Genomic DNA, 21518 nt, shown 5'->3' with positions numbered 1-21518 from the left:
CTTGAATTATGGAAATCGAGCATATTTGAATTGTTATCAAAACGTCAGCTTCCACTTAGCCTTATTTCGAGCGGATGCACTAAAAAAATTTGTTAGGTAGAAACCACTCCAAGGGATTTTGGACTTCCGATCGCTGTTATCCTCAGATTTCCTGATTGAACCGCTTCTCGCGGTAGAAATCCGAGGATAGCATATGCTTTCGAAGCTAGCTTTCCTACGGAAATCTTTCGGGCGAACACTCCGTTTCTACAGTTCCAAATTCCCTTTCCGTTCTTAACCTAACCAACTTCTTCTTAATACTTGATCCGTGCGTACCGGGCTGTACCAGCCGGAAGCAAGCACGTTTTTCTAAAGATTTGTTTCTGCTCCGGGGGAGGCAGCTGCAACTGCAACAACTGTAAGAACAACTGCAACTACAAGAGCAAGACTAGTTGCCACCACAGAGACAATGACAACTACAAATGCTACTGCTACTGCGGTATATAATCAGAGTACCTAACTTTATAAATTGCTTAGAAACTTAAGATAAGGGAATGGAGTGACGGAGGGGGATTTTGGAACTGTAAGAGCGATAGCGTCCGCCTTTGTCTGCGGATTTCTACCGCTATCAGCGGTAAAATCAGGAAATCTGCAGACAACAGCGGCTGGAAGTCCAAACATTCTCTGGAGTCACGGCTCATCCCTAAATAGAAAAAACACAAGTTCAATCAATATAACTTAGATTAAACCGCTCCAGCCACACTAGCAGAATAACCGCTCAATCCACCCATCTGCGGGCGGCCGACAGAATGATAAACGAGGCCGGTACCCTCAATTTGCTCCTTGGAATACACATTGCGTCCATCGATCAGCACCCCATTGCGCATGCTTTTCGCCAGCTGATGCAGATCAATATCCTTGAGTAGGCTCCAATCGGTCAAGAGGCATACGGCATCGCTGCCCTCAGCCGCTTCCTCAGGCAGATTGCACCAGCGAAGCTGCGGATGATCATATTGCTGCCTGAAATTTGTAGCTGCGATTGGATCATATAGTTTGACTGTTGCCCCTTCAGCCACCAGTGCCTCAACAATCTCTCTGGCGGGAGCTTCGCGGACATCATCAGTATTAGGCTTAAAGGCAAGCCCCCATATCCCAATCGTCGAACCGCGCAGGCTGCCAAGTGATTCATGCAGCTTGGAGATGATCATAAACCGTTGTCCCTTGTTCACTTCGACTACAGATTTCAATAATTTGAATTCGTAATCGACGTTGCCCGCAATTTGAATGAGCGCATTAGTGTCTTTCGGGAAACAGGAGCCTCCATAACCGATACCAGCCTGCAGGAAGGATGACCCGATTCTTTGGTCCATACCCATTCCTTGTGCTACCTCGGTTACATCAGCTCCCACTTTTTCACAAATATTGGCGATCTCATTAATAAAGGAAATCTTCGTGGCCAAAAATGCATTCGAAGCATATTTGATCATTTCAGCACTGCGTATATCTGTTACAAATACATTTTCTGTGAAACCCTTATGAAGCTCGCGCATTGTTGGTTCCAGCTCTGGATTATCAAGGCCAATGATAATTCTATCAGGATGGAGGGTATCGCGAATCGCTGACCCTTCACGTAAAAACTCAGGTGCAGACACGATATCAAAAGAATGTTGGGTATACTTAGAGATCATTTGAGAGATTTTTTCATTTGTTCCTACTGGAACTGTAGATTTAGTCATTATAATTTTGTGCCCTTCCATCGCTTTGGCGATTTCAGCGGCTGCACCCTCAATGTAGGTTAAGTCTGCTTCACCGTTAGGCAATGATGGCGTACCTACAGCAAGAATGATAATATCTGAACGGCGCACCGACGCTTGGAGATCTGCAGAAAAAGATAACCGTTCCTCACGAAGATTCAGTTCAATCAGTTCCTCGATTCCCGGCTCATAGATGGGCGATTCCATCTGTTTCAGCTTCTTAATCTTTTCCTCGTCCTTATCCACACAGATGACATGATGTCCGCCCAGTGCAAAGCACACGCCAGATACAAGACCCACATACCCAGTACCGATTACTGTCAGCTTCATATAATCATCCTCCTTTTAGAAAATTGACGTACGCCTGCTCAACATACTGCTTGAACTTAACCATAAACGCCTGCTCATCGAATTTACGTGCATGCTCCATAATTTGATCGATATCCCAAGCGTAGGACTCTACCTCATAAATAGCCTTAAGTAGATCCTCCACTTCTTGATGCTGAAAGAACACACCATTTACATAAGGAATAATAGTATCTAGTGCCCCACCTGCTTGATAAGCAATTACCGGTCTTCCTGCAGCGTTCGCTTCCAGCGGTGTAATTCCAAAGTCCTCTTCTCCTGGAAAAATAAATGCTCTGCACTGTGCCATCATTCCAGTTACTTGTTCATCTTCTAGCCGGCCCAGAAACGATACATTATCCTTAGCCATGCCTTCGAGACGCTTGCGATCCGGTCCATCCCCTACGATATAAAGCTTAAGACCGTTACGATTGAAAGCCTCTACTGCCAGATCAATCCGCTTGTAGGAAACAAGCCGGGAGACAATTAAATAGTAGTCACCAATGGTAGAAGAGCTTGTAAACCGGGCTGTATTAATCGGTGGAAATATGACATCTGCATCCCGGTGATAATAATTCTGAATTCTCGTCTTCACTACTGAAGAATTGGCTACGAACTGATTCACATTTTTGGAAGTCCGTTGGTCCCACGTTTTGAGCTGCTGCATGTATACCTTAAGCATTTTTTTGAACAGCCCGGAATTCGACTGACGTTCCATGTAGGTGTCATAATCCCATGCGAAGCGCATAGGCGTATGGCAGTAACAAAGATGAAACGTATGTTTAGGAACTTGAATACTTTTCATAAAAGCACTGCTGGAACTCAGGACGATATCGAAACCGCGAAAGTCCAAATCACGGATGGCCATTGGATAAAGTGGCAGCACCCCTTTAAAATTGGTCTTTACCCCCGGAATCTTTTGCAGCCAGGAGGCACGGATATCCGCATCTTTGAGATTGTCAGTAAGGCGGCTTCCGTTAAAAACCGTTGTGTAGATTGGAGCCTCGGGATACATGTGATGAAAGACTTCCACCACTCTTTCCGCGCCGCCCATTTGGATTAAGTAATCGTGCGCTATCGCAATTTTCATGTGAATCATCCTCAAAGTTTTATGGAGCATCATCTTCAGAATTACCGCGTCATCTCATCTGTCAGGTGCCCGCCAACAAACCTTTATAGTAGTCAACGATGTCCTTGACCGTATTCTCGATAACAAAATGCTCTTTCACTCGTTTCATCCCATTGTCCGCCATCCGCCGTCTTTCCTCTGGGTGATCCAGCATCCATTTAATGGAGTCTGCCAGTATCGCCGCGTCACCAGGCTCTATCAGTAGCCCTGTCTCACCTTGAACTACAATTTCTACCGGCCCGCCTTCATTGGAGGCGATCACCGGCAATCCCGCTGCCATTCCTTCAACGATAACTTGGCCAAAAGGCTCAGGAGTTACCGAAGTGTGAATCAGTAAATCAGCAGTATTCATAAGGCCTTGGATATCATCCACATGCCCTAGCATGCTTACATTAGTAAGCTCGTCGTTTTTTATCTTTTGCAGCAATTCCTGCTTATAGGCCTCTTCTCCAAACAGAGCGTCTCCGGCCAGCCAGAATTTCACACGAGGTTCATTCTTAAAGCTTTTTGCGGCTTCCAGCACAATATGCTGACCTTTCCAATGCGCCAATCGACCAACTAGCAGTACGTTAAAATCCTTCTGGTCCCGCATACCGATCCCATTACCAATCGCTTTAGCGAAAGCGGAGTATACGACCAGCGTTTTTTTGGAACGCGGCAACTCCAAAGCATTCAGCGTAGAATGTGAATTTGCGATGACTCCATTGGGGAGCAGACGCGACAGCAAACGAATGCCTTTGGCAACGATTGGCTTTAAATAAGGAGCTCCAATATGATCCCGGATGTGCCAGATCAATGGAACGCCCGCTATTTTTGCAGCGATGGCTCCGTATAATGCAGATTTTAGGGAATTGGTGTGCACGCAATCTACCTTCTCCGCTTTTAAAAGCGGCGCAAGCTTGCGACCATAAGCCAACAGCTTGAAGGCTGCAGCAGGTGCTCCCAAGTTGACTGCATTTCTACCACGACTTCTGATGCTCTCATCCAGCGGAATAATACGGACATCCATTCCTTTTTCACGTAGCCGTTCAGCCAGGGCACCATCCTCAGCCAGGATTACCAGGGGATCGATCTGTTCTCCAATATGGGTAAGGATGTTAAACAGGGCAACTTCTCCACCACTCCATTTAGCAGTGTGATCTATATAGGCCACTCTAAGCATTACGTGGTCACCTCCTCTCCTAAAGCTTGTAGGAACACGGATTCTACTTGATCCGTAACATGCTCCCAGGTATATCTCTCCAGTACATGCTCCCTACATTCATCCCGGCTCGGAAGCAGTTTTCGATTGCTAAGCATATGGATCATGCCTTCAGCCATGTGGTCGCTACTTGAACTCTTAAATAGCAACTCCGGCCGGAAGCCTTGCAAAATTTCCTTATTGCCGCCAATCGGTGTAGCCATCACTGGCAATCCTGAAGATAAGGCTTCAACGGTAATCAAACCAAAGCCCTCCAATGCCTGTGAGGGAACCACGAACATGTCCGCTGCCTGATAATAAGAGGCCAGTTCATGATCAGGAATGTAGCCTAGCAGCCTTACCTTGTTGCTTAAGCCATAGTCGGCGATCTTTTCTTCCAGTTCCCCCCGCAACGGCCCTTTACCACCAATCAGCAGAATTGCATTTGGGAATCGCTCCGCAACTTGCTTCCAGGCTTCAAGCAGCTGGAGTAGTCCCATCCGATTGACCAACCGCCGGACAGTCAGCACGGTTGTTGCTCCCTCAGGTAAATTCAAGGTTCGGCGAATCGCCAATCGATTCGTAGCGGGGATAAAACGTTCCACATTAGCTGCGCCTGGAATCACAATAATTTTGTGTAGTGGCACTCCGTGCAGCTTATGGAGAATATCGCGGAACGTCTCACTAAGCACGATGAACTTATCCGCTAGCTTATAGGCTCTATGTTCAATGGATTTGGCGATGGTTGTTTTGACCCGGTGCTTAATGCCTTGGCCTTCGATTTTCATTTCTTCATTCCATGGGCCATGAAAAGTCATCACTACAGGAATCCCACGTTTCTTTGCTTCCAGGGCTGGACCAATACCATAAGGAGCAAAGTGAGTGTATAAAATATCTATACGGCCACTGCCCTCTCCCATCAGATCGGCCGCCTTACGCTGGAAAGCATCCTTACGTTTCCAGATCCCATCTTTTGGATCTCCGGCATTGTGAATAATCAATTCCTCAGGGGTAGCAGGCGTCTCTTGACTGCAAATCAGCGCATGCACCCGATTACGTGAGGAGAGTTGCTCGCAAACGGATTTGAAATACGTGTTAAGCCCACCCGGCTGTAGCGACGGCCAGCTAAGGCCTGTCGTCATAATGTTCAATCCGTCACTGTACGGCATAGCTTCTCTCTCCTTTATTCTCCTTCTCGGTCTGACTCGTCTTCGCATTGTGCTGAGTCAGCTTTCCCGATCTAATTAATTCGTAATGCTTGAAGCCGACCATGAATTCATACATGACCCAGAATACGGATACTCCGAAACCTGACATTCCCTTCTTGAACAACCCGTGTAAGAAATACTTTTGCAGGAAACGGGCTGGTGGTCTTAACAGCAGATGACTGACCCGAAATCGTTTGCCCTTGGCATACGCACTTTCAGCTTCCAAGTCAGTGTACTTATTGAAACGTGCCACATGATCGTTAATACTGCGGTAACCATAATGCCAGAGGGTTCCTGTCAAACGTATGGTTCGCTCTTCAGAGACCTCGGGCATCTCGTGCACCAAGCTATTTCGAATGCCATACGCTTTGCGGTTGTAGAGGCGCACTAGATATTCGCCACGATCCAGCCATCTGCCCATAAAATCACCGATCCGGTAGATAGAATAGGCAACCGATTGATCCATAAGCCCCGGTTTCAGTTCAAGAATACTCGCGGCCAACTCGTCGCTGACCACTTCGTCAGTATCAATAAGGAAGACCCAATCATGAACCGCGCGTTCTACTCCGAACTCCCTCTGTTTCGCATATCCGGGCCAAGGGTTGACGTATACACGACAATTCAAGCTTTCAGAAAGCTGTACTGTCCCGTCTTTGCTGCCTCCGTCAATCACAACCACCTCGTCGGCGAATAACCTGCAGGATTGTATGGCCTTAGATATTCGAACTTCGTCATCCTGAGCGATGATGACAGCCGATATTGGATAATTGCCTTGGCCGCCTACCACGCTTTTTACTGAATCCATGAAGGTTTCCTCCTTTATCTTTCGCATTATCCATTCATATCCATAGGTTTCTTGCGAATGTAAGAATTCATCGTCGTCTTCATCCACTGAATGTCCTCCCGGGTAATGAGCAGCCGCGGAAGTTTAACTTTTAAGGTGTACTTTATATTGAGAACAATGAAGAAAAATCGCAGGATTGCTGATGACAACATCGCTATCCCTGCTCCGAGTAAGCCAAATTTAGGGATGAGCAGGAACAACATTGGGATAACCAAAAGTAAGCCGAAACCTTGAAGCATCGAAACCACTTTTGGCTTGCCTAACGCCATAAATGCCTGCGCCAAAATGATCGTCCCTCCGCTAATGGTCACTTCAAGGAGCAATAAGCGAAACACGGTTAATGCCGCATTGAAGTCTTTGCCGTACATCAACGGAATTACTAAAGGGGCTAAGAGCATCAGGAATACTCCGCCAAGCATGGTGAAGGTCGTACTTATTCGGAAGGCTTTGAATGTTAACTCAACTGCCTGTTCTTTGGACAGCTCAGAAGCCTTAGGAAACAACACGATCGTAATTGAGCTTGAGAAAAAATTAACCATTCGTGATAGACTCACAGCCACTACATACAGCCCCAAATCAGCAGGTCTTAACAAACCGGCAATTACGATCTGATCGATATAGGTAGAGAAATTGCCAAGCAAGTCATTGCCGTAGGAACCAAGCCCGTAAGTAAACAATCTTTTTAAATTCTGATAGGCCCCTCTCATCTTCACCTTATAGGTACGAAGCAAGGAAATCGTCATTCCAATAAACAGCGGAGCTCCCGGAAGAAGATAGGCAACTGCAGTTGTAAATGGATTCATCTGATCCAGCGCGATCAATATCCCGATCATCGTCAGTGTAAGCAACGGCACTAGATAGCGAATCCAATTAAACCTCTTGTATTCGCCTCTGAATTGAAAAGCTGCATTGTTAATTTGAGAGATCACTATAATCGGACACAGAATCATAGACCACTGAGCAAAGGTCACGACCTCCGGACTGAAGGATTTCAGCCAATAAGGCAAGACCACGATACCTATAATCATCGCTATGACCCCAAAAATGGTACCGAGCAGCAATGCCATACGATAAAGCACTCCGGCATCCTCCGGATTTTTCTTAGCGTTATAGATGAGAGCTGAAGGAATGCCAAAGCTCATGCTAAACGCCAGAAACTGTGACCAGTTAATCATTGCCGTCTGTTCCCCACGACCTGTCGGTCCAAGATAACGTGCGGTCAGTACACCAGTTAACATGTTAATCAATAGGATCATGACACTGACAAACATAGTTTTTACGGCTGCCGAGCTGTTGTCCTTGCTCTTGGCGAACAGTCTAAAAGATGACCAGATTGTTCTAGCGGGGAGAGATTTTGCATTCAACTGCTGCATACGGTGTTCCCTTCCTTCTACTTTGAGTAATCTCCCTTGCGCTGAGGCCAAGACCGATCAGCATCCAGATTAAGTATCCCTTGAGTCCGGGAAACCCATTATCTGAAACTAGACTGACAATCGCACCGGTCCAAGTAGCTAACGCAAGTCGGGCGTAGGGCTGCAATTGGTCCCTGCTGATTACTCTAGCGAATATCTGTTTGACAACTGCGCCTAAAGCTCCGAAGAAGAAAACAGCACCCAGAACACCAAAGGTAAGCAGTAAAGCGATAACTCCGTTATCCATAATTCCGTACTCTCCAAGCTCGCCGTCATTACCAAGCTTAGTCCCTTGGCCTACACTACCAATTCCCTGACCTACTGGATTGGCGGCAACCATCGGCAGCATGTTTTGCCATAAGCTTAGCCGTTCATTATAAGAGTGATCTTCTTGAACAGAAGAAAGTGTCTCTACCCGAGCAACCAGTCCTTCGGCACCAGGCAATTTCGGCACAACCCAGAACAACGCAGCAGCCACAAAAACTAATTGGATCAAGGTTTTCCACTTTCCCTTAGAAGGAGAGGTTCCAATATACATGAGCAGCATCACCAGGAGTATCAGCCATGCCGCACGTACCAAAGTAGTCAGCAGGCAGATTACAACTAGCAGAACGCCGATCCAGCGCAATGTTCCCCGCCATTTTTTCTCCAGTATCATCGGAACTAAAGCAAACGCTAAGAAGGTTGCAGCCGGTCCGGGCGAATTCAGCGTAGAGAACACTCGGATTTCCAATGGATATGGATTTCCGATGGACATCATATCCGCATGTTTCATCCAGAACACATCCCAAGGTGGCACCGTCAAATACTGAACAATCCCGTAAATGGCAATTAGGACTGCAATATTGGCAAAAGCGGTAAGCAGTCGATCGATATCCTTCGGCTTGAACTTCGTGACGGCAAAGTACGGCAATAACAGCAGTGGCACAATATAATTCGCTAAGTCATAAACTGAGCCCATGCCATTCTTAGCCAAACCGATTAAAGCACCATAACCCAGCGCAACTGCGAACATTAACATGATCCGCGTGGAGGCTTTTTGAATATTATGAATCTCCTTCAGCAGCGGAATGATCAAGGTTACACCGGTTAACAAGGGAGCTAAGCTCAGCAAGGATACAGAGTGATACACTCCTTCTGACCAGTCAGCAATGCGGCGCAGCTCTGGAGCTACGGCCCAGATTAGCAAGGTATAAGCAACCAGCATTTTCGGTCTAAGTATGGCTAACAAGAAAGCTGGGAATAGGATGGCTGAGAGAATGGCTCCCTGCAGACTGTTCGATGAACTCAGCATCGCACTGGAGAAGCCGATGATCAGCGGAAGAGAGACACCTACAGCAGCAGTCCCCCCTATTAATCCAACTGTCTTGATGAACCTAAGTGATGGGGGCGTAAATACACTCATTCCAAGCCTCCTTCCTTCACCTTATCCCGCTTACGCAGTTCCTTAAGTAATAAAAGTAGAAATTGTGCATCGTCCACAAGATATCTTTTCCAGAGCCGGCCCGGCTCCTGGCTAAGCCGCCAGAACCATTCGAACCCTGTTTTTTGCATGAAGCTAGGCGCTCGTTTCACTGAGCCTGACAGAAAATCAAAGGTCGCTCCCACTCCGATCGATATCGGAGCTTGATAAGAGGTATAGTGGCGGTAAATCCACTTTTCCTGCTTAGGTGCTCCTACACCAACAAACACGATATCTGGCTGGCACTCTGTCAGCATTTCTATAATGCGTTCATTCTCCTCCTCATTGTGCTCGAATCCATAGGATGGAGAATAACAGCCAACCACATTTATTCCGGGATGTGCTGTTTTCAAATTCATCGCTGCCCGTTCCGCCACGCCTTCAGCTGAGCCTAAGAAGAACAGCCGGTACTTCCTTTGCTCAAAGGCGTTGCCCAATCGATTAAATAGATCCGCGCCGGATACCTTCTGCTTAAGCGGCTTGCCTAGCATTTTGGATGCCCAGATCAGTGGCATTCCGTCAGCAACAACTGCGCCTGCCTTCGAATATACCGTTTGAAATTCTTTATCCTTACGAAGCTTGATCACATGATCTACATTGCAAGTGAGGATATAAGACTGATTCCTCTCCTGAATGGTTTTATCAATGTAATCAAGCAAATCCATGAAATCATAGTTATCAAAATTGACATCGAACATATTCACTTGACTCATCGTATCACTTCTTTTTGTGGGGAATCGGTTGGCTGTGAAGATCGATACAGGCAGTTCAGGTACCAACAGAACGGAATAATAAATTGGACCGTCGACAGCGTGTTATCGGAGAATGAGTAGATTAAAAACGCTGCAATAAATAACAGATAATAAGGTTTGATCGGCGGAGCCAATGCTCTGTACACCAGAATAAATACAGCCAATAAAGAGAACATCAACAGAATAGCGCCAATATATCCCCCATCGAAGTAAAAGCGGATATACTCGTTGTGCGGAACTACAAAACCCTTATACAATGTTCCATCATTTGCTACCGTCACTGCTCCAAGCCCTCTACCAGACCAAGGAGAGTCCGCAGCCTTGTTTAAGAAATACTCCCATGCCTCTGACCTTCCTGATAAATCAACAGCCGTATCTGTCTGTCTCTCAAAGGAACGTTTCTCAAAATTATCGAGCTGCCAGAAAACGGCGACCATAATCAGGAAAAATGCACCCATCAACGGAATTAGCAGATAGGTTCTGCCCTTCAAATATTGGCGGAGAATATCATAGAAGTAATAGAGAACGGTAAGTCCAAGTGCCAATATAGGCCCTCTTGTTCCTGTTCCAATCAAGATAAAGAAATTTAGAACTAACATGATATAGAAAAAGCGTGCTTGCTGCGGATTCCGCTTCACCTCTATAAATGGAATCGCTACTCCCATAAAGGCCAGCATCGCTAAATGCGCAGGAATATTAGCCCCCTGAATCCGTACAGCGCCTGTATACTCGATGTTGAGAAAATTATGAACATGCGCAAGCTGCAGCAACAAACCAACCACTACACTAACAAGGGGAAGCATACAGATAATTTTGATTTGCAGCTCGGCTACATTCTTTTTCCAGTTGATTAATAAAAATACGAATGGAATGGATAGACCGATAAAAGCTTTAACTGCAATGGATGAGGTCATTTCCGGCAGCCAGATCGAAGACCCAAAGGTAATCACCAGCAGCGCTACCATTGCCCACAAGGGGTGACTCAGACGAAACCGCAAGCCATTGACCAGAATACAAGGAACAAGCAGCATCACGATAACCAATTTATAAAGGGACAGTATCTCCATTCCGAACATGCTGCCATCATATAAAAAGTTAATCGATATTGCCGTCGTGATTAGAACGAAATAACTGATCAGTTCAGGCCGTGAAATCGAGATTCCCAGCAAAATAATCAGAAGCACGGCAGCTATCGCAATCATCGGCTGGTAGATGACCGCCGTTCCAAAGAACAGGGCCGACATGAGATAGAGCATCCCGTATGGCAAAACATTTAATTTGGAGCCCCACTCAAAATTTGTCATGTTAATCCCTCACCCCGCTGCGGAATGCCTCTCCCGATTGAGAATCATATGAAGCGTTCCACGAATACTCTCCAGCCTGCATTTATTCAAAAGCCTTCTTCCTTTACTTCTTGAGAGGATAGAATCAGCCAGGATATACACGAGCTTAGCGGCTGTCTTTCCCACTAGAAGCAGCTTGCCTTTTAGTCCTTCGCTTTTCATAGCGTTAGAGATGCCTTGGCTATAATAGCGCCTCATAATCCAGTCTTCCGTCAAACGGGCCGCCGGCACGAAATGGTCAACCGCCATTTCCGGATGGTAGAGGATGGAATGCCCTTCTTTTTGAATCTGTCCGAATAACCAGGTCTCTTCACCAGAGAGCAGAGAATCACCCTTTCTTCCGAGATCTAGGGGAAAAAGACTGATGTCGAATACGAGCTTCCGCATCGCCATATTGGCCCCACAAGGATGAAGTTGCTTGGGATATTCCTTAATCCGGCTACCTAAATCAACAATCGTGTACGGAAGCTCAAAGGGTTTAATCAACCAGTCCGGACGTTTACTTTCAAATATCGGAGCGATTTTGCCTCCCATAGCCATGACCTCCGGTTTACTCTCGAAAGTACTGACAATCGTTGTTATCCAACGCTGGCAAGGTATCGCATCATCATCGAGAAAGGCAATCAGCGGCGATTTAGAAGCCAGAATTCCTGTATTTCTAGCCGCTGAAAGCCCCTGCATCGGCTCCATCATGTAGCGGATATCCACATCAGCTCCATGCTTTCCTATAAACTTTTTGACGCAAGCTTCAGTATCATCCTTGGAACAATTATCCACAACAATGATCTCCGCCTGCTCTAAGTGATCCAGCTTTAAAAGTGACTGAAGCGTCTTGATCAATAAAGGTGCTCTGTTGTAGGTACAGATGATAATGGAAAGCTTAGGAACGTCTCCGTATTCACGCATCGGCATTCACCTAATTTCCACATTATTAATAAGCATCTTTTGAACCGAGTAACATCAGTCCGGTTTTAGCAATGATTTTTAGATCCAGCATGGTGCTCCGAATATGGATGTAGGTTAAGTCCAGCTGTACCATTTCGTCGAAGCCGACACTGTTTCGGGCATTTACTTGCCAATATCCGGTACAACCTGGAGTAACCGTCAAACGCTGTTTGTCATAATCCGTATACTGAGCCACCTCTTCTGGCAGCGGAGGACGAGGACCGACCAGACTCATTTGACCTATCAGCACATTCCACAGCTGAGGTAGCTCATCGATGCTCGTCTTGCGCAGGAATCTCCCTATTTGTGTGATCCGCGGATCGTTCTTAATCTTGAACATGGCACCGCTCACTTCGTTATAGGCCATCAGGTTTTCTTTTAACTCCTCAGCGTTACTGACCATGGATCTGAACTTATACATCGGGAATTGCTTTTCATTCTTCCCAACCCGGTTTTGCCGAAAGAACACCTTTCCTTTCGGATCCTCCAGCTTGATCAGAATCGCCACGACAACAAATAATGGCATTAACACGAGAAGACCAAGAGCGGAAAAAAAGATATCGATCATCCGTTTCATTATCAAATAGGACTCTGCTTCTTTCCTTCTCTCATCGGTATGCAGCATGTAAAGTTTCGGCAGGACCGCCTCGTAGTCTTCCGGCAGTTTTTGCATGCTCATCCTCCTCATCTAAAATTTTGCGAACTCAACTTAACTACTCAAGCTGGTTTGTCCCATTTTATTCAGCCATTCCGCCATTGCATCCATCACCGGATAGCGCAAATCTTCGCTTTGCAGTGCAAATTCAAGTGTTGTCAAAATATATCCAAGCCGCTCGCCGACATCATATCTTGTTCCGTCAAAATTATAGGCATATACCCGTTCGCTCTGATTCAACTTCTGAATGGCATCTGTCAACTGGATCTCTCCGCCAGCGCCTTCTTCCATCAAATCGAGATACTTAAAGATCTTCGGCGTAAACACATACCGGCCCATGATCGCAAGATTGGAAGGTGCCGTACCTAGTGGCGGCTTCTCTACAAAATTGTTAACCCGATACAATTTACCGTCCTGCAAATCCGGTTCAATAATACCGTAACGATTCGTGAATTCATCAGGAATCTCTTGAACTCCGATAACCGAGTTTTGTGTTTCTTCATATTGATCGATCAGCTGCTTAAGGCAAGGTACGGCTCCTGTGACGATATCATCGCCTAACATGACACCGAATGGCTCATCTCCGATAAACCGTCTTGCACACCATACGGCATGCCCCAGACCCTTCGGTTCTTTCTGGCGGATATAGTGAATTTCTACCTTAGCTGAACGTTGAACCTCTTTAAGCAGATCCAGCTTTCCATCTTCCAGAAGCCTAGACTCCAGCTCAAACGCATTGTCAAAATGATCCTCAATGGCTCTTTTACCTTTACCAGTAACAATGATGATATCTTCAATACCGGAAGCAATAGCTTCCTCAACAATGTATTGAATGGTTGGTTTATTGATAATCGGAAGCATTTCTTTAGGCATGGCTTTCGTTGCAGGAAGAAAGCGCGTACCTAGTCCTGCCGCGGGTATGATTACTTTTTTTACCTTTTTCATCGCACTTTACCTCCTAAAAGTTTTGTGAGCATTAGCTTCAATGATTTGACTTCGAGCAAAACTTCCTTCGAAAGTATAAACATTTACTTCGCCTGGTTCATGGCAATTCCGATTAGATTAGAGCCGGTCTGTTCAAGCAGCGTCTTCGCTTTGCGAATCGATTCCCGTTTGGACTTTCCGTATCTGGCCACCAGAATCACGCCGTCCGCTTGAGGTGCCAATATACGAGCATCACTGAAATCGACTGCCGAAGGAGAATCCAGCAGGATCAGATCGTAGTTTTCTTTTAGTTCCTCAAGCAAAGCGGTCATTTTGGGGTTCCCCAGCAAATCCGGCGGACTAACATGAGTTTTTCCTGCCGGGATGACTGAAAGATTGGCTAAGTTTCCGAGGACTGCGATGTTATCTGCTTCCTCTTGCCCACTTAAATAAGCCGCAAGCCCGTCACTCCCCTCTACTTCAAACACGGTATGAAGACCGGGATGTCTCAGATTGCAGTCAACCACCGCTACCTTCTTGCCGTCCTGGACGAAAGAAACCGCGAGATTCGACAAGATTGTCGTCTTGCCTGCCCCAGCTTCTGCTGATGTAAAGAGCAGCACTTTTCCTCCGCCGCCCTGCGCTAGTTCAAGCTGACGTATATATGTGCGCAGTGATCGGAACGATTCGGAGATATGCGAGGATGGATTAACGTCTGTAACCAGACTCTTATTTAGCCGCAACATAAGCACCCTCCTTCACTCTGGTGTCGCCTGCCGCCTTACCCAAATCACGTTTGCGAATGGTTGCGATCGAAGCAATTACCGGTAGACCAAGGTCATATTCCGCTTCCTTTTCAGACCTTAATGTGCCGTTAAGTGTTTCCATCAGCAAAATAATTCCTAAGGCAGCCATAAGGGATACAACAAAGCTAATGATGAGATTCATCGCAAACCCGCCGTTCGAGGGCCCTGGAACATCAGTCGGATCGGCCGGTGTCAGCAAGGTAACATTGTCTACCCTCATCAGCGACGGCAATTCACGAATGAATGTCTGCGATACCGCATTTACGATCCCGGCAGCTTTGGTGTAGCTTTCATCCTGAACATTGAGGTTGATCACCTGACTCTTCTCTGAAGTTTTAATCTCAAGCTTCTGACTTAGTTCATCGGCCGTGAGACCAAACTCCGGGTGATTTTCTATTACGCTTTTCATGATGGTTGGTGATTTCATAATTTCCTTGTAACTCTCAATTAAATTCAGGCTAAAGCTCAAATCGTTAAGATTGTTGCTCTCGGGAGCTTTGGCAATGTTGTTGACAAGCAGCTGTCCGGAAGCGGAATAGACGGGTTCAACGAAGTTTTTGCTAACATAGTAAGTCGTAGCACAGGAGATCAAAACGAACACCATGATGAGCCAAAACCTTTTTTTAATCAGGTTAATGTAATCCAGAATCGTCTTTTCCACAGTAACCCTCCTTCCGCTAAAATTACATTCTGAAAGCATTCATGAAAGTTTCAGTTGTTGCTTTAATTCTATCAATCCACACCATTCGCCACATGGCTCATACCATCACTTTCCTCTTCACTTTGGAGTAAGACGTTATACCTCTTAAGAGGGGGATTAGGTATACTTTAGTGCCATATATAGGGCTGATTTAAGTTTTAACGCACAAAAAAACACGGACAACCTGTCCGTGTTCATGTACAATGCTTACGAATTATTTCAATTTTCACTCGTATGACATTTCATATTTGGTTAATCCGACAGCATTTGCATAAAGCGCTGCCTGTGTACGATCAGCCACCTGTAATTTTGCTAAAATCTGACTGACATGCTTTTTCACCGTAAATTCGCTAATGAAAAGACGTGAAGCAATTTCTCTGTTGCATGCGCCCTGTCCCAGCTCGATCAGGACTTCCTTTTCTTTGGGTGTCAATTCATCCGTTGGGCTGCTTCCACTCATGCGCATTTTATCTTCCATCAGACCAGGATCGTAATACTTTCTTCCCTTGTGCACCAATTGGATAGCAAACAGTAACTCCTCAGGCAACGCCTCTTTCAGTACATATCCATCTACCAGTACTTCTTCAGCCTTCAGGAAATCCTCTCTGCTCGCAGATGACGTCAACAAAATGAACTTACTAACGATACCACGAGCACGTGCTGTCTTAATGACATCCAATCCCGATTCATCTGCTAGCTTAAGATCAATCAATACGAGATCAGGCTGCGTCTCCTCAATCACAAGAAGCGCTTCTTGGCCATTCGTTGCCTCACCTGCAAACTGCACATTCGGCTGCATTGAAATGACAGATGCCAGTCCTCTTCTAACTAAAGGATGATCATCTACAATGACGATTTTCACAGAAACGACCTCCCGCCTAAAGTTTATGCATTCTTTAATTCAGCTACACCGACAGGAATCGAAATCATAATTCTTGTTCCTGTGCTCTCATTACTGGACAACTGAAAGTCGCCGCCGAGCGACTGGGTCAAATATTGCATATTCTTCATGCCAAGTCCGCTTACACTATCTTCAGATTCAATCCATAACAAATCAGTATCAAAACCAACACCATTATCACAAATCAATAATCGAATCCAAGTCGGCTTCAGAGACAGTTCTACCTCCACTCGACTGGCAGCGCCATGCCTGATGGCATTACCAGTGGCTTCGGAGATAATCCGAAAAAGCGCTTTGTGGTAAGGATAAGGGAGACTGAAATCATCGCCCGTTATTTTTAAATCAATATCAACATCATTTAACCTGGATAAGCTCTTCAAATGTGATCTTACCATGCCCAACCAAGTAGGACCGCCACTCTTCTTGGAGCTAAGACTGTAGATCGTGATCCGCAGTTCTTTAGCAACCTTTGTAGCAGAGTCATGAATAAGCTCAATTTGTTCTTCTAGCTCATGATCTGACATTCTCTTCCACGATTCCTTCAGCGAATGCGTCGCATACACAATACCAAAAAGGCTCTGCGATACACTGTCGTGCATTTCATCCGCAATCCGGTTCTGTTCGTTCGTGATGATCAACCGGTTCTCGATCACACCAAGCTCATGTCTTTCAAGAATATTCGCACTTAGCTCAGATAAGAATATCAATTGTTGAATATACCATCTGCGGCCTTCCAGCCCCTCTGTAGACTCCAGCTTGAGTCCAATCATCCCTACAAAACGGGTGCTCATCCGTACAGGCATCAGCAGGAAATCTCCTAATCCCGGCAGATTTCTAAAAATAGGCTCTCGCTGCAATCTCCATTCATGCTCATGTTTTCCCAGTTCTGAGAATAGGAACTGTTCCTCTTCCTGCTGCCAGCCGGTCTGCCTGCTCTGCGGAGCTGGTTCTCCGCTTTTCTTGGCGAACCAAAACAAAGCCTTATCCAGCTTCGTTAGCTTAACAACATAATCGGTGATCACTTGACCGATATTCATGAAATCATGTTGGCTTGAGGTTTCCACGATATGGTACAGGGATTTGATATGCTCCATCGTCTCTTTCGTGCGAGCATTCGATTCTTCACGTTGCCGCTTCATCCGATTAACGATCTGCATTATTATAACCGTAAGTACCAGTGTTAGAAACAGATTTCCATTTATAAATACAATTTCTAGAAAATTTCTGTTCGCAGAATTGATAAAAAAATAACAGAGCACCGCAAAAATACTGATGTAGCTTAAGAGCAACGACCATCCAAAATAAATGGACAATGAGCCTGCAGCAATCAATACAGGATTTAGCACATAAAGCCTAAAAGAGCTTTCGTACCCACCCGTAAACAAGGTCAATGCGATAATTCCCACCATCTCTATACTAACAGCCAGGACGAGAGTCTTCGGCCTGCTGCGTAGCCTTCGATAACAAAATGAGAACGTTTGTGCAAACATAACAAGTATAGCAATAATAAGTGATTTATAAATTATGGAAGGTCCCGTCTGATCTAGAAGATACATGAGTGATGTGAGGGACAATGAAAAATACCTGTAATACGCAATCAGTTTGTCTTCTGCAGTTGGTTTGATTTTCATCCCACCACCCTATTCTCCAGTTTTTTGGAAAATGCAAGATTGTACTGTGCTCGATAAAAGCATCATACATGAGAAAAATCACAATAACAAGTTGACATTTCCCATGTTTGCGCTTCCATTTGAAAAATAGTTACAAAAAATTTATTATTTTTTTAGTAGGTTTTATTACTAAAATTTGGAATTTTATCCACTATAGTTAATAAGAACTAACGTATTTATGTAATATTAATCCATAATTTTCAACATATCTTATAAAACGACAACAATTATACAAATTATAACAATTGCTGTTGGGACTCTAGTAGGATGATGTCGATTTAAATGTTATTCCGGCAAAGCTGGGGTGCGATCCCCATATATTTTTTAAATAAACGAGAAAAATAGAACGGATCATTATAATGAAGCATACTAGAAATTTCCTTAATTTGTAATGAGGTGTTGAAAAGCAACTTTTTGGCTTCTGCCATTTTTAGACGGTGAATATATTCATGAAGCGGGTATCCACTGCTGCGCCGAACAAGACGACGAAGTGTAGACATCGAAACATGATGTTTTGCCGCTATTTGTTCTAGGTCCATTTCACCATAAATGCATAAGTTCAGGTCTTCCCGAATCTGACGCATATAATCAGCGTGAGAATTCCAACTTTTTTCTTCTATTATAAAAGAACACTCCAGCAGCATTCTTTCGAGCAATAATGCTGCCCGATCCGCATCTACAGGTTCTCCGCTCTCCATCCGTTCCAGCACTTCTTCAAATAAGGTAGTAAGACCTACTATAGATTGGGCTTGAAAAACATTTCCCCCGGCTATGAGGCCCGATTCCAGCCATTCCGATACACGCGTGCCATTAAAGTTAATATAATACTCATCCCAGCTGCCTCCCGGTGGTGGACCAAAGTTATAACTGTAACCTGGGCGGAAAAAGTATAAGCTGCCTTCACGCACCTGCTGCTCTTTTCCCCCAATCTCCATGTAGGAGCCACTACCTGACACTATGTAAACAATGGCCCAGTGCTCAAAAACTACACCTGAACGGAATAACGTTCTTCCTGGCAGATGTCCTGCCTGTCCCACCCTTATATTCTTGAGCTTCAGCTTGGAGGATTCAACCTTGGGATCAATAATTCTTATTGGATATGGACTGATCATATAATCCATGTGCTTGGACATTATAGGCATTCCTCCCCTTGTTTAGTAGTGATAAGGTTATTGTGAAGATGATCATATTCTACATGAATAAGAGGTGTCCACGCTATGCTTAATCATTCTACACTACTGCTTTTCCCTAATCCGCGTGAAATCACATTGTCACAAGGCTCCTTCCATTTCCCAACAAGCGGAAGCATCGTGCTTCCTAATATGGAAGAACAATCTGCCATGCCAGCTGCACGAAAACTACAGGAAGTAATTGCACAAACATTGAATCTGCAGCTGACTTTATCCATTGGCTTACGTCCAACCGTTGTATCTGTCTGTAACTTTAACTATGTGCCATTATTGTCTGCACAGGCCTATGAGATTGTTGTCGAACAGAAGGGTATCGTTGTCTCCTATAGCTCTCCTGTAGGCGCTTTCTACGCAGCAGCAACCCTGAAACAAATCATAGAACAAAGTGGAAAATCTATACCTCAGTTGCATATTCGCGATGAACCTGATTTTGGAGCCAGAGGCCTGCTCATAGATATCAGCCGCAATAAAATCCCGAAGCAAGAAACCTTGTACCGGATCATTGACCTTATGGCTGATTTGAAGATGAATGAACTTCAGCTATATATAGAAGGTGCTCCGTTCGCTTATGAATCCTTCCCTCAAGTCTGGGAGCTTGAAACCCCAATTACCGGAGAGGAAATCCTGCTTCTGGATGCCTATTGCAAAGCACGTTATATAGAGCTTGTTCCCAATCAGAATAGCTTTGGGCATATGGAGGGCTGGCTTTCTCGTCCAGAATTCAACGCTTTAGCTGAAATTCCCGAAGGCTTTATGCTTCCGAAGAATTTGTATGCGCAGGACGTTTATCCAGAAGGCTTATTTATGCACCCTGGTACTTTTGATACCGAAGATCCTGCTGTACTACCTCTGCTAGACAAAATGTTTGACGATCTGCTGCCCTACTTTAGCTCCAATCAGTTTAATGTAGGCTGCGATGAGACCTATGAACTCGGCCTTGGTAAAAACAAAGTTCTGGCTGAAACACAAGGCAAAGGTCAACTCTATTTATCATTCCTGCAAAAAATTTATGAATTGGTTACAAAACGTGGCAAAACGATGCAATTCTGGGGCGATATCATTATCCAGCATCCCGAACTGATTCCTCAGCTTCCTAAGGATATTATTGCTATGGAATGGGGTTATAGCGCGGAGCATCCCTTCGAGTCCGATACGCTCAAATTCCGTGAAGCAGGTATTCCTTTTTATGTCTGCCCAGGCACCAGCTCATGGAACTCCATTACAGGACGCACGGACAATATGTTAGCCAATCTGCGCAGTGCAGCTATTCATGGCAAAAACAACGGCGCTATCGGTTATCTCATTACCGATTGGGGAGATTTTGGACACTGGCAGCATCTGCCGGTCAGCTATGCCGGCTTCGCCTACGGCGCAGCCCTATCCTGGAGTGTAGATCATAATCTGGAAGCAGATACTGCACAGTATTTAAATAGATTTATTTTTGCAGATCGTTCTGAGGGAATTGGCCAGCTGCTCCTGGATCTCGGCAATTACTATCAGCTTGAATCCAGTATCAACCGTTCGAATGATGCAGAAATGTCCCTGCTGCTGCGTACCCATCTGGACAATTTCCTAATCATAGAGAAGCTTACTGAGGAACACTTCAATCATCTCGAAGAATATCTGCTCTCCATTGAGGCGCGGCTATCGGGGCTAGATCTTCAATGCGAGGATGCTGCTCTTGTGCTGAAAGAATTGAGTAATGGCATCCATTTCGTGAAGCATGCTGTGCAGCTTGGCAGAATCAAGCTACAGTTGACATCAGCACCAGATTCGCTTGATCCTGCGCTGATTACGAAGCAAATCAATGATCTTGATGTACTCCTTCACCAATATCGTCTCTTGTGGACGGAACGCAACCGGCTCGGCGGCTTGGAGCAAAGTATCTCGAAACTTCAACGCCTGCGTAGTCAATATGAAGCATTAAAATCAGAGCTCTCCGCATCCGTAAGTTCCTAATCCCTCTTATTAAGATTCTCTATATAGCTGCTGTTGGGTAATCGAACGTTGAACTAACGTTTTCGGTTCGCCCAGCGCAGCTCTTCATATTGATTCTCAAGCATCTCCCGCTCACGTTGCTCGTGTTGTTCCCTGCCAATTCCCTCCTGCTGGCTTTCCTCATCCTCATAGATTCGCCATAGGTCAGAGAACAGATAGTCTTTGATTTCTACCACTTTTCCCTGCAGGATTCCGTTTATCCAAAAAAGTCCTGTGGAGGTACGCATAACCATGCGGCCATCCGGTGTTTCCGCCTTTTGACCCATTCGAATCGCCATAAGCATTTGGCCGAAAGTATACCATTCCATATTTGCTAATACC

At 45.3% G+C, this 21518-nt stretch carries 19 protein-coding genes; 1 reads left to right on the top strand and 18 read right to left on the bottom strand.

What is annotated here, in order from left to right; genetic code table 11:
- Nucleotides 1-722 precede the first annotated feature (722 nt).
- The 17 genes from NST25_RS04775 to NST25_RS04695 all read right to left on the bottom strand — a co-directional run bounded on the left by NST25_RS04775 (nucleotide 723) and on the right by NST25_RS04695 (nucleotide 19142).
- Nucleotides 723-2063 carry a UDP-glucose/GDP-mannose dehydrogenase family protein gene (locus NST25_RS04775; protein ID WP_076129263.1) on the bottom strand — a complete coding sequence of 447 codons (1341 nt, stop codon included), beginning with the start codon at nucleotides 2061-2063 and terminating at the stop codon, nucleotides 723-725.
- A gap of 4 nt (nucleotides 2064-2067) precedes the next feature.
- Nucleotides 2068-3168, bottom strand: coding sequence for a glycosyltransferase (locus NST25_RS04770; RefSeq protein WP_036676592.1), 1101 nt, complete (start codon nucleotides 3166-3168; stop codon nucleotides 2068-2070).
- Nucleotides 3169-3229: 61 nt separating this feature from the next.
- Nucleotides 3230-4369 (bottom strand): glycosyltransferase family 4 protein, encoded by a 1140-nt coding sequence (locus NST25_RS04765; protein ID WP_036676593.1) that lies wholly within the window; start codon nucleotides 4367-4369, stop codon nucleotides 3230-3232.
- A complete protein-coding gene (locus NST25_RS04760) occupies nucleotides 4369-5556 on the bottom strand; it encodes a glycosyltransferase family 4 protein (RefSeq protein WP_036676596.1) in 1188 nt (395 codons plus the stop codon). The genes NST25_RS04765 and NST25_RS04760 overlap by 1 nt, the downstream gene beginning before the upstream one ends.
- Nucleotides 5543-6400: a glycosyltransferase family 2 protein gene (locus NST25_RS04755; protein ID WP_038568901.1), complete on the bottom strand. Its 858-nt coding sequence runs from the start codon at nucleotides 6398-6400 to the stop codon at nucleotides 5543-5545. The genes NST25_RS04760 and NST25_RS04755 overlap by 14 nt, the downstream gene beginning before the upstream one ends.
- A gap of 26 nt (nucleotides 6401-6426) precedes the next feature.
- The gene (locus NST25_RS04750; protein WP_076129264.1) at nucleotides 6427-7812 is read right to left on the bottom strand and encodes an oligosaccharide flippase family protein; all 1386 of its coding nucleotides are present in this window, start codon (nucleotides 7810-7812) and stop codon (nucleotides 6427-6429) included.
- Nucleotides 7778-9256 carry an O-antigen ligase family protein gene (locus NST25_RS04745; RefSeq protein ID WP_340393407.1) on the bottom strand — a complete coding sequence of 493 codons (1479 nt, stop codon included), beginning with the start codon at nucleotides 9254-9256 and terminating at the stop codon, nucleotides 7778-7780. Before NST25_RS04745 ends, NST25_RS04750 begins: the two co-directional genes overlap by 35 nt.
- Entirely contained in the window at nucleotides 9253-10026 is a 774-nt protein-coding gene (locus NST25_RS04740) for a WecB/TagA/CpsF family glycosyltransferase (RefSeq protein ID WP_036676606.1), read from the bottom strand. The genes NST25_RS04745 and NST25_RS04740 overlap by 4 nt, the downstream gene beginning before the upstream one ends.
- Nucleotides 10023-11369, bottom strand: coding sequence for an O-antigen ligase family protein (locus tag NST25_RS04735; RefSeq protein ID WP_036676609.1), 1347 nt, complete (start codon nucleotides 11367-11369; stop codon nucleotides 10023-10025). The genes NST25_RS04740 and NST25_RS04735 overlap by 4 nt, the downstream gene beginning before the upstream one ends.
- 9 nt (nucleotides 11370-11378) lie before the next feature.
- Nucleotides 11379-12314, bottom strand: a complete 936-nt coding sequence (locus NST25_RS04730; protein WP_036676610.1) for a glycosyltransferase — start codon at nucleotides 12312-12314, stop codon at nucleotides 11379-11381.
- A gap of 25 nt (nucleotides 12315-12339) precedes the next feature.
- On the bottom strand, nucleotides 12340-13032 hold the full coding sequence (locus tag NST25_RS04725) for a sugar transferase (protein ID WP_076129267.1): 693 nt from the start codon (nucleotides 13030-13032) through the stop codon (nucleotides 12340-12342).
- A 30-nt stretch (nucleotides 13033-13062) separates the two neighbouring features.
- The gene (gene galU / locus NST25_RS04720; protein WP_042185171.1) at nucleotides 13063-13953 is read right to left on the bottom strand and encodes a UTP--glucose-1-phosphate uridylyltransferase GalU; all 891 of its coding nucleotides are present in this window, start codon (nucleotides 13951-13953) and stop codon (nucleotides 13063-13065) included.
- A gap of 83 nt (nucleotides 13954-14036) precedes the next feature.
- Complete coding sequence (locus tag NST25_RS04715; protein WP_076129268.1) at nucleotides 14037-14678, bottom strand: CpsD/CapB family tyrosine-protein kinase; 642 nt, start codon at nucleotides 14676-14678, stop codon at nucleotides 14037-14039.
- On the bottom strand, nucleotides 14662-15399 hold the full coding sequence (locus NST25_RS04710; RefSeq protein ID WP_076129269.1) for a Wzz/FepE/Etk N-terminal domain-containing protein: 738 nt from the start codon (nucleotides 15397-15399) through the stop codon (nucleotides 14662-14664). The genes NST25_RS04715 and NST25_RS04710 overlap by 17 nt, the downstream gene beginning before the upstream one ends.
- 265 nt (nucleotides 15400-15664) lie before the next feature.
- Nucleotides 15665-16300: a response regulator transcription factor gene (locus tag NST25_RS04705; protein ID WP_036676623.1), complete on the bottom strand. Its 636-nt coding sequence runs from the start codon at nucleotides 16298-16300 to the stop codon at nucleotides 15665-15667.
- A gap of 23 nt (nucleotides 16301-16323) precedes the next feature.
- The gene (locus tag NST25_RS04700; protein ID WP_076129270.1) at nucleotides 16324-17970 is read right to left on the bottom strand and encodes an ATP-binding protein; all 1647 of its coding nucleotides are present in this window, start codon (nucleotides 17968-17970) and stop codon (nucleotides 16324-16326) included.
- Nucleotides 17971-18287: 317 nt separating this feature from the next.
- On the bottom strand, nucleotides 18288-19142 hold the full coding sequence (locus NST25_RS04695) for a helix-turn-helix domain-containing protein (protein ID WP_340011985.1): 855 nt from the start codon (nucleotides 19140-19142) through the stop codon (nucleotides 18288-18290).
- 84 nt (nucleotides 19143-19226) lie between these two features.
- On the opposite strand from NST25_RS04695, the gene NST25_RS04690 reads away from it, so the two are divergent.
- Entirely contained in the window at nucleotides 19227-21158 is a 1932-nt protein-coding gene (locus tag NST25_RS04690) for a glycoside hydrolase family 20 zincin-like fold domain-containing protein (protein ID WP_340393405.1), read from the top strand.
- A gap of 53 nt (nucleotides 21159-21211) precedes the next feature.
- Here NST25_RS04690 and NST25_RS04685 read toward each other — a convergent pair whose 3' ends face one another.
- Nucleotides 21212-21505, bottom strand: a complete 294-nt coding sequence (locus NST25_RS04685; RefSeq protein ID WP_076137149.1) for a hypothetical protein — start codon at nucleotides 21503-21505, stop codon at nucleotides 21212-21214.
- Nucleotides 21506-21518: the final 13 nt, after the last annotated feature.

Origin of the sequence: Paenibacillus sp. FSL E2-0190, from assembly GCF_037992965.1 — a bacterium.
In the GTDB taxonomy this organism is placed as follows: Bacteria; Bacillota; Bacilli; order Paenibacillales; family Paenibacillaceae; genus Paenibacillus_AQ; species Paenibacillus_AQ odorifer.
The sequence above is the reverse complement of the archived record's forward strand: the minus strand, read 5'-3'. Positions and strand labels throughout refer to the sequence as shown.

Excerpts from the sequence above, each read along its gene's own strand:
- NST25_RS04775 (WP_076129263.1), bottom strand. The coding sequence starts at position 2,063 with ATGAAGCTGACAGTAATCGGTACTGGGTATGTGGGTCTTGTATCTGGC.
- NST25_RS04770 (WP_036676592.1), bottom strand. The coding sequence starts at position 3,168 with ATGAAAATTGCGATAGCGCACGATTACTTAATCCAAATGGGCGGCGCG.
- NST25_RS04765 (WP_036676593.1), bottom strand. The coding sequence starts at position 4,369 with ATGCTTAGAGTGGCCTATATAGATCACACTGCTAAATGGAGTGGTGGA.
- NST25_RS04760 (WP_036676596.1), bottom strand. The coding sequence starts at position 5,556 with ATGCCGTACAGTGACGGATTGAACATTATGACGACAGGCCTTAGCTGG.
- NST25_RS04755 (WP_038568901.1), bottom strand. The coding sequence starts at position 6,400 with ATGGATTCAGTAAAAAGCGTGGTAGGCGGCCAAGGCAATTATCCAATA.
- NST25_RS04750 (WP_076129264.1), bottom strand. The coding sequence starts at position 7,812 with ATGCAGCAGTTGAATGCAAAATCTCTCCCCGCTAGAACAATCTGGTCA.
- NST25_RS04745 (WP_340393407.1), bottom strand. The coding sequence starts at position 9,256 with ATGAGTGTATTTACGCCCCCATCACTTAGGTTCATCAAGACAGTTGGA.
- NST25_RS04740 (WP_036676606.1), bottom strand. The coding sequence starts at position 10,026 with ATGAGTCAAGTGAATATGTTCGATGTCAATTTTGATAACTATGATTTC.
- NST25_RS04735 (WP_036676609.1), bottom strand. The coding sequence starts at position 11,369 with ATGACAAATTTTGAGTGGGGCTCCAAATTAAATGTTTTGCCATACGGG.
- NST25_RS04730 (WP_036676610.1), bottom strand. The coding sequence starts at position 12,314 with ATGCGTGAATACGGAGACGTTCCTAAGCTTTCCATTATCATCTGTACC.
- NST25_RS04725 (WP_076129267.1), bottom strand. The coding sequence starts at position 13,032 with ATGAGCATGCAAAAACTGCCGGAAGACTACGAGGCGGTCCTGCCGAAA.
- galU (WP_042185171.1), bottom strand. The coding sequence starts at position 13,953 with ATGAAAAAGGTAAAAAAAGTAATCATACCCGCGGCAGGACTAGGTACG.
- NST25_RS04715 (WP_076129268.1), bottom strand. The coding sequence starts at position 14,678 with ATGTTGCGGCTAAATAAGAGTCTGGTTACAGACGTTAATCCATCCTCG.
- NST25_RS04700 (WP_076129270.1), bottom strand. The coding sequence starts at position 17,970 with ATGAAAATCAAACCAACTGCAGAAGACAAACTGATTGCGTATTACAGG.
- NST25_RS04695 (WP_340011985.1), bottom strand. The coding sequence starts at position 19,142 with ATGTCCAAGCACATGGATTATATGATCAGTCCATATCCAATAAGAATT.
- NST25_RS04690 (WP_340393405.1), top strand. The coding sequence starts at position 19,227 with ATGCTTAATCATTCTACACTACTGCTTTTCCCTAATCCGCGTGAAATC.
- NST25_RS04685 (WP_076137149.1), bottom strand. The coding sequence starts at position 21,505 with ATGGAATGGTATACTTTCGGCCAAATGCTTATGGCGATTCGAATGGGT.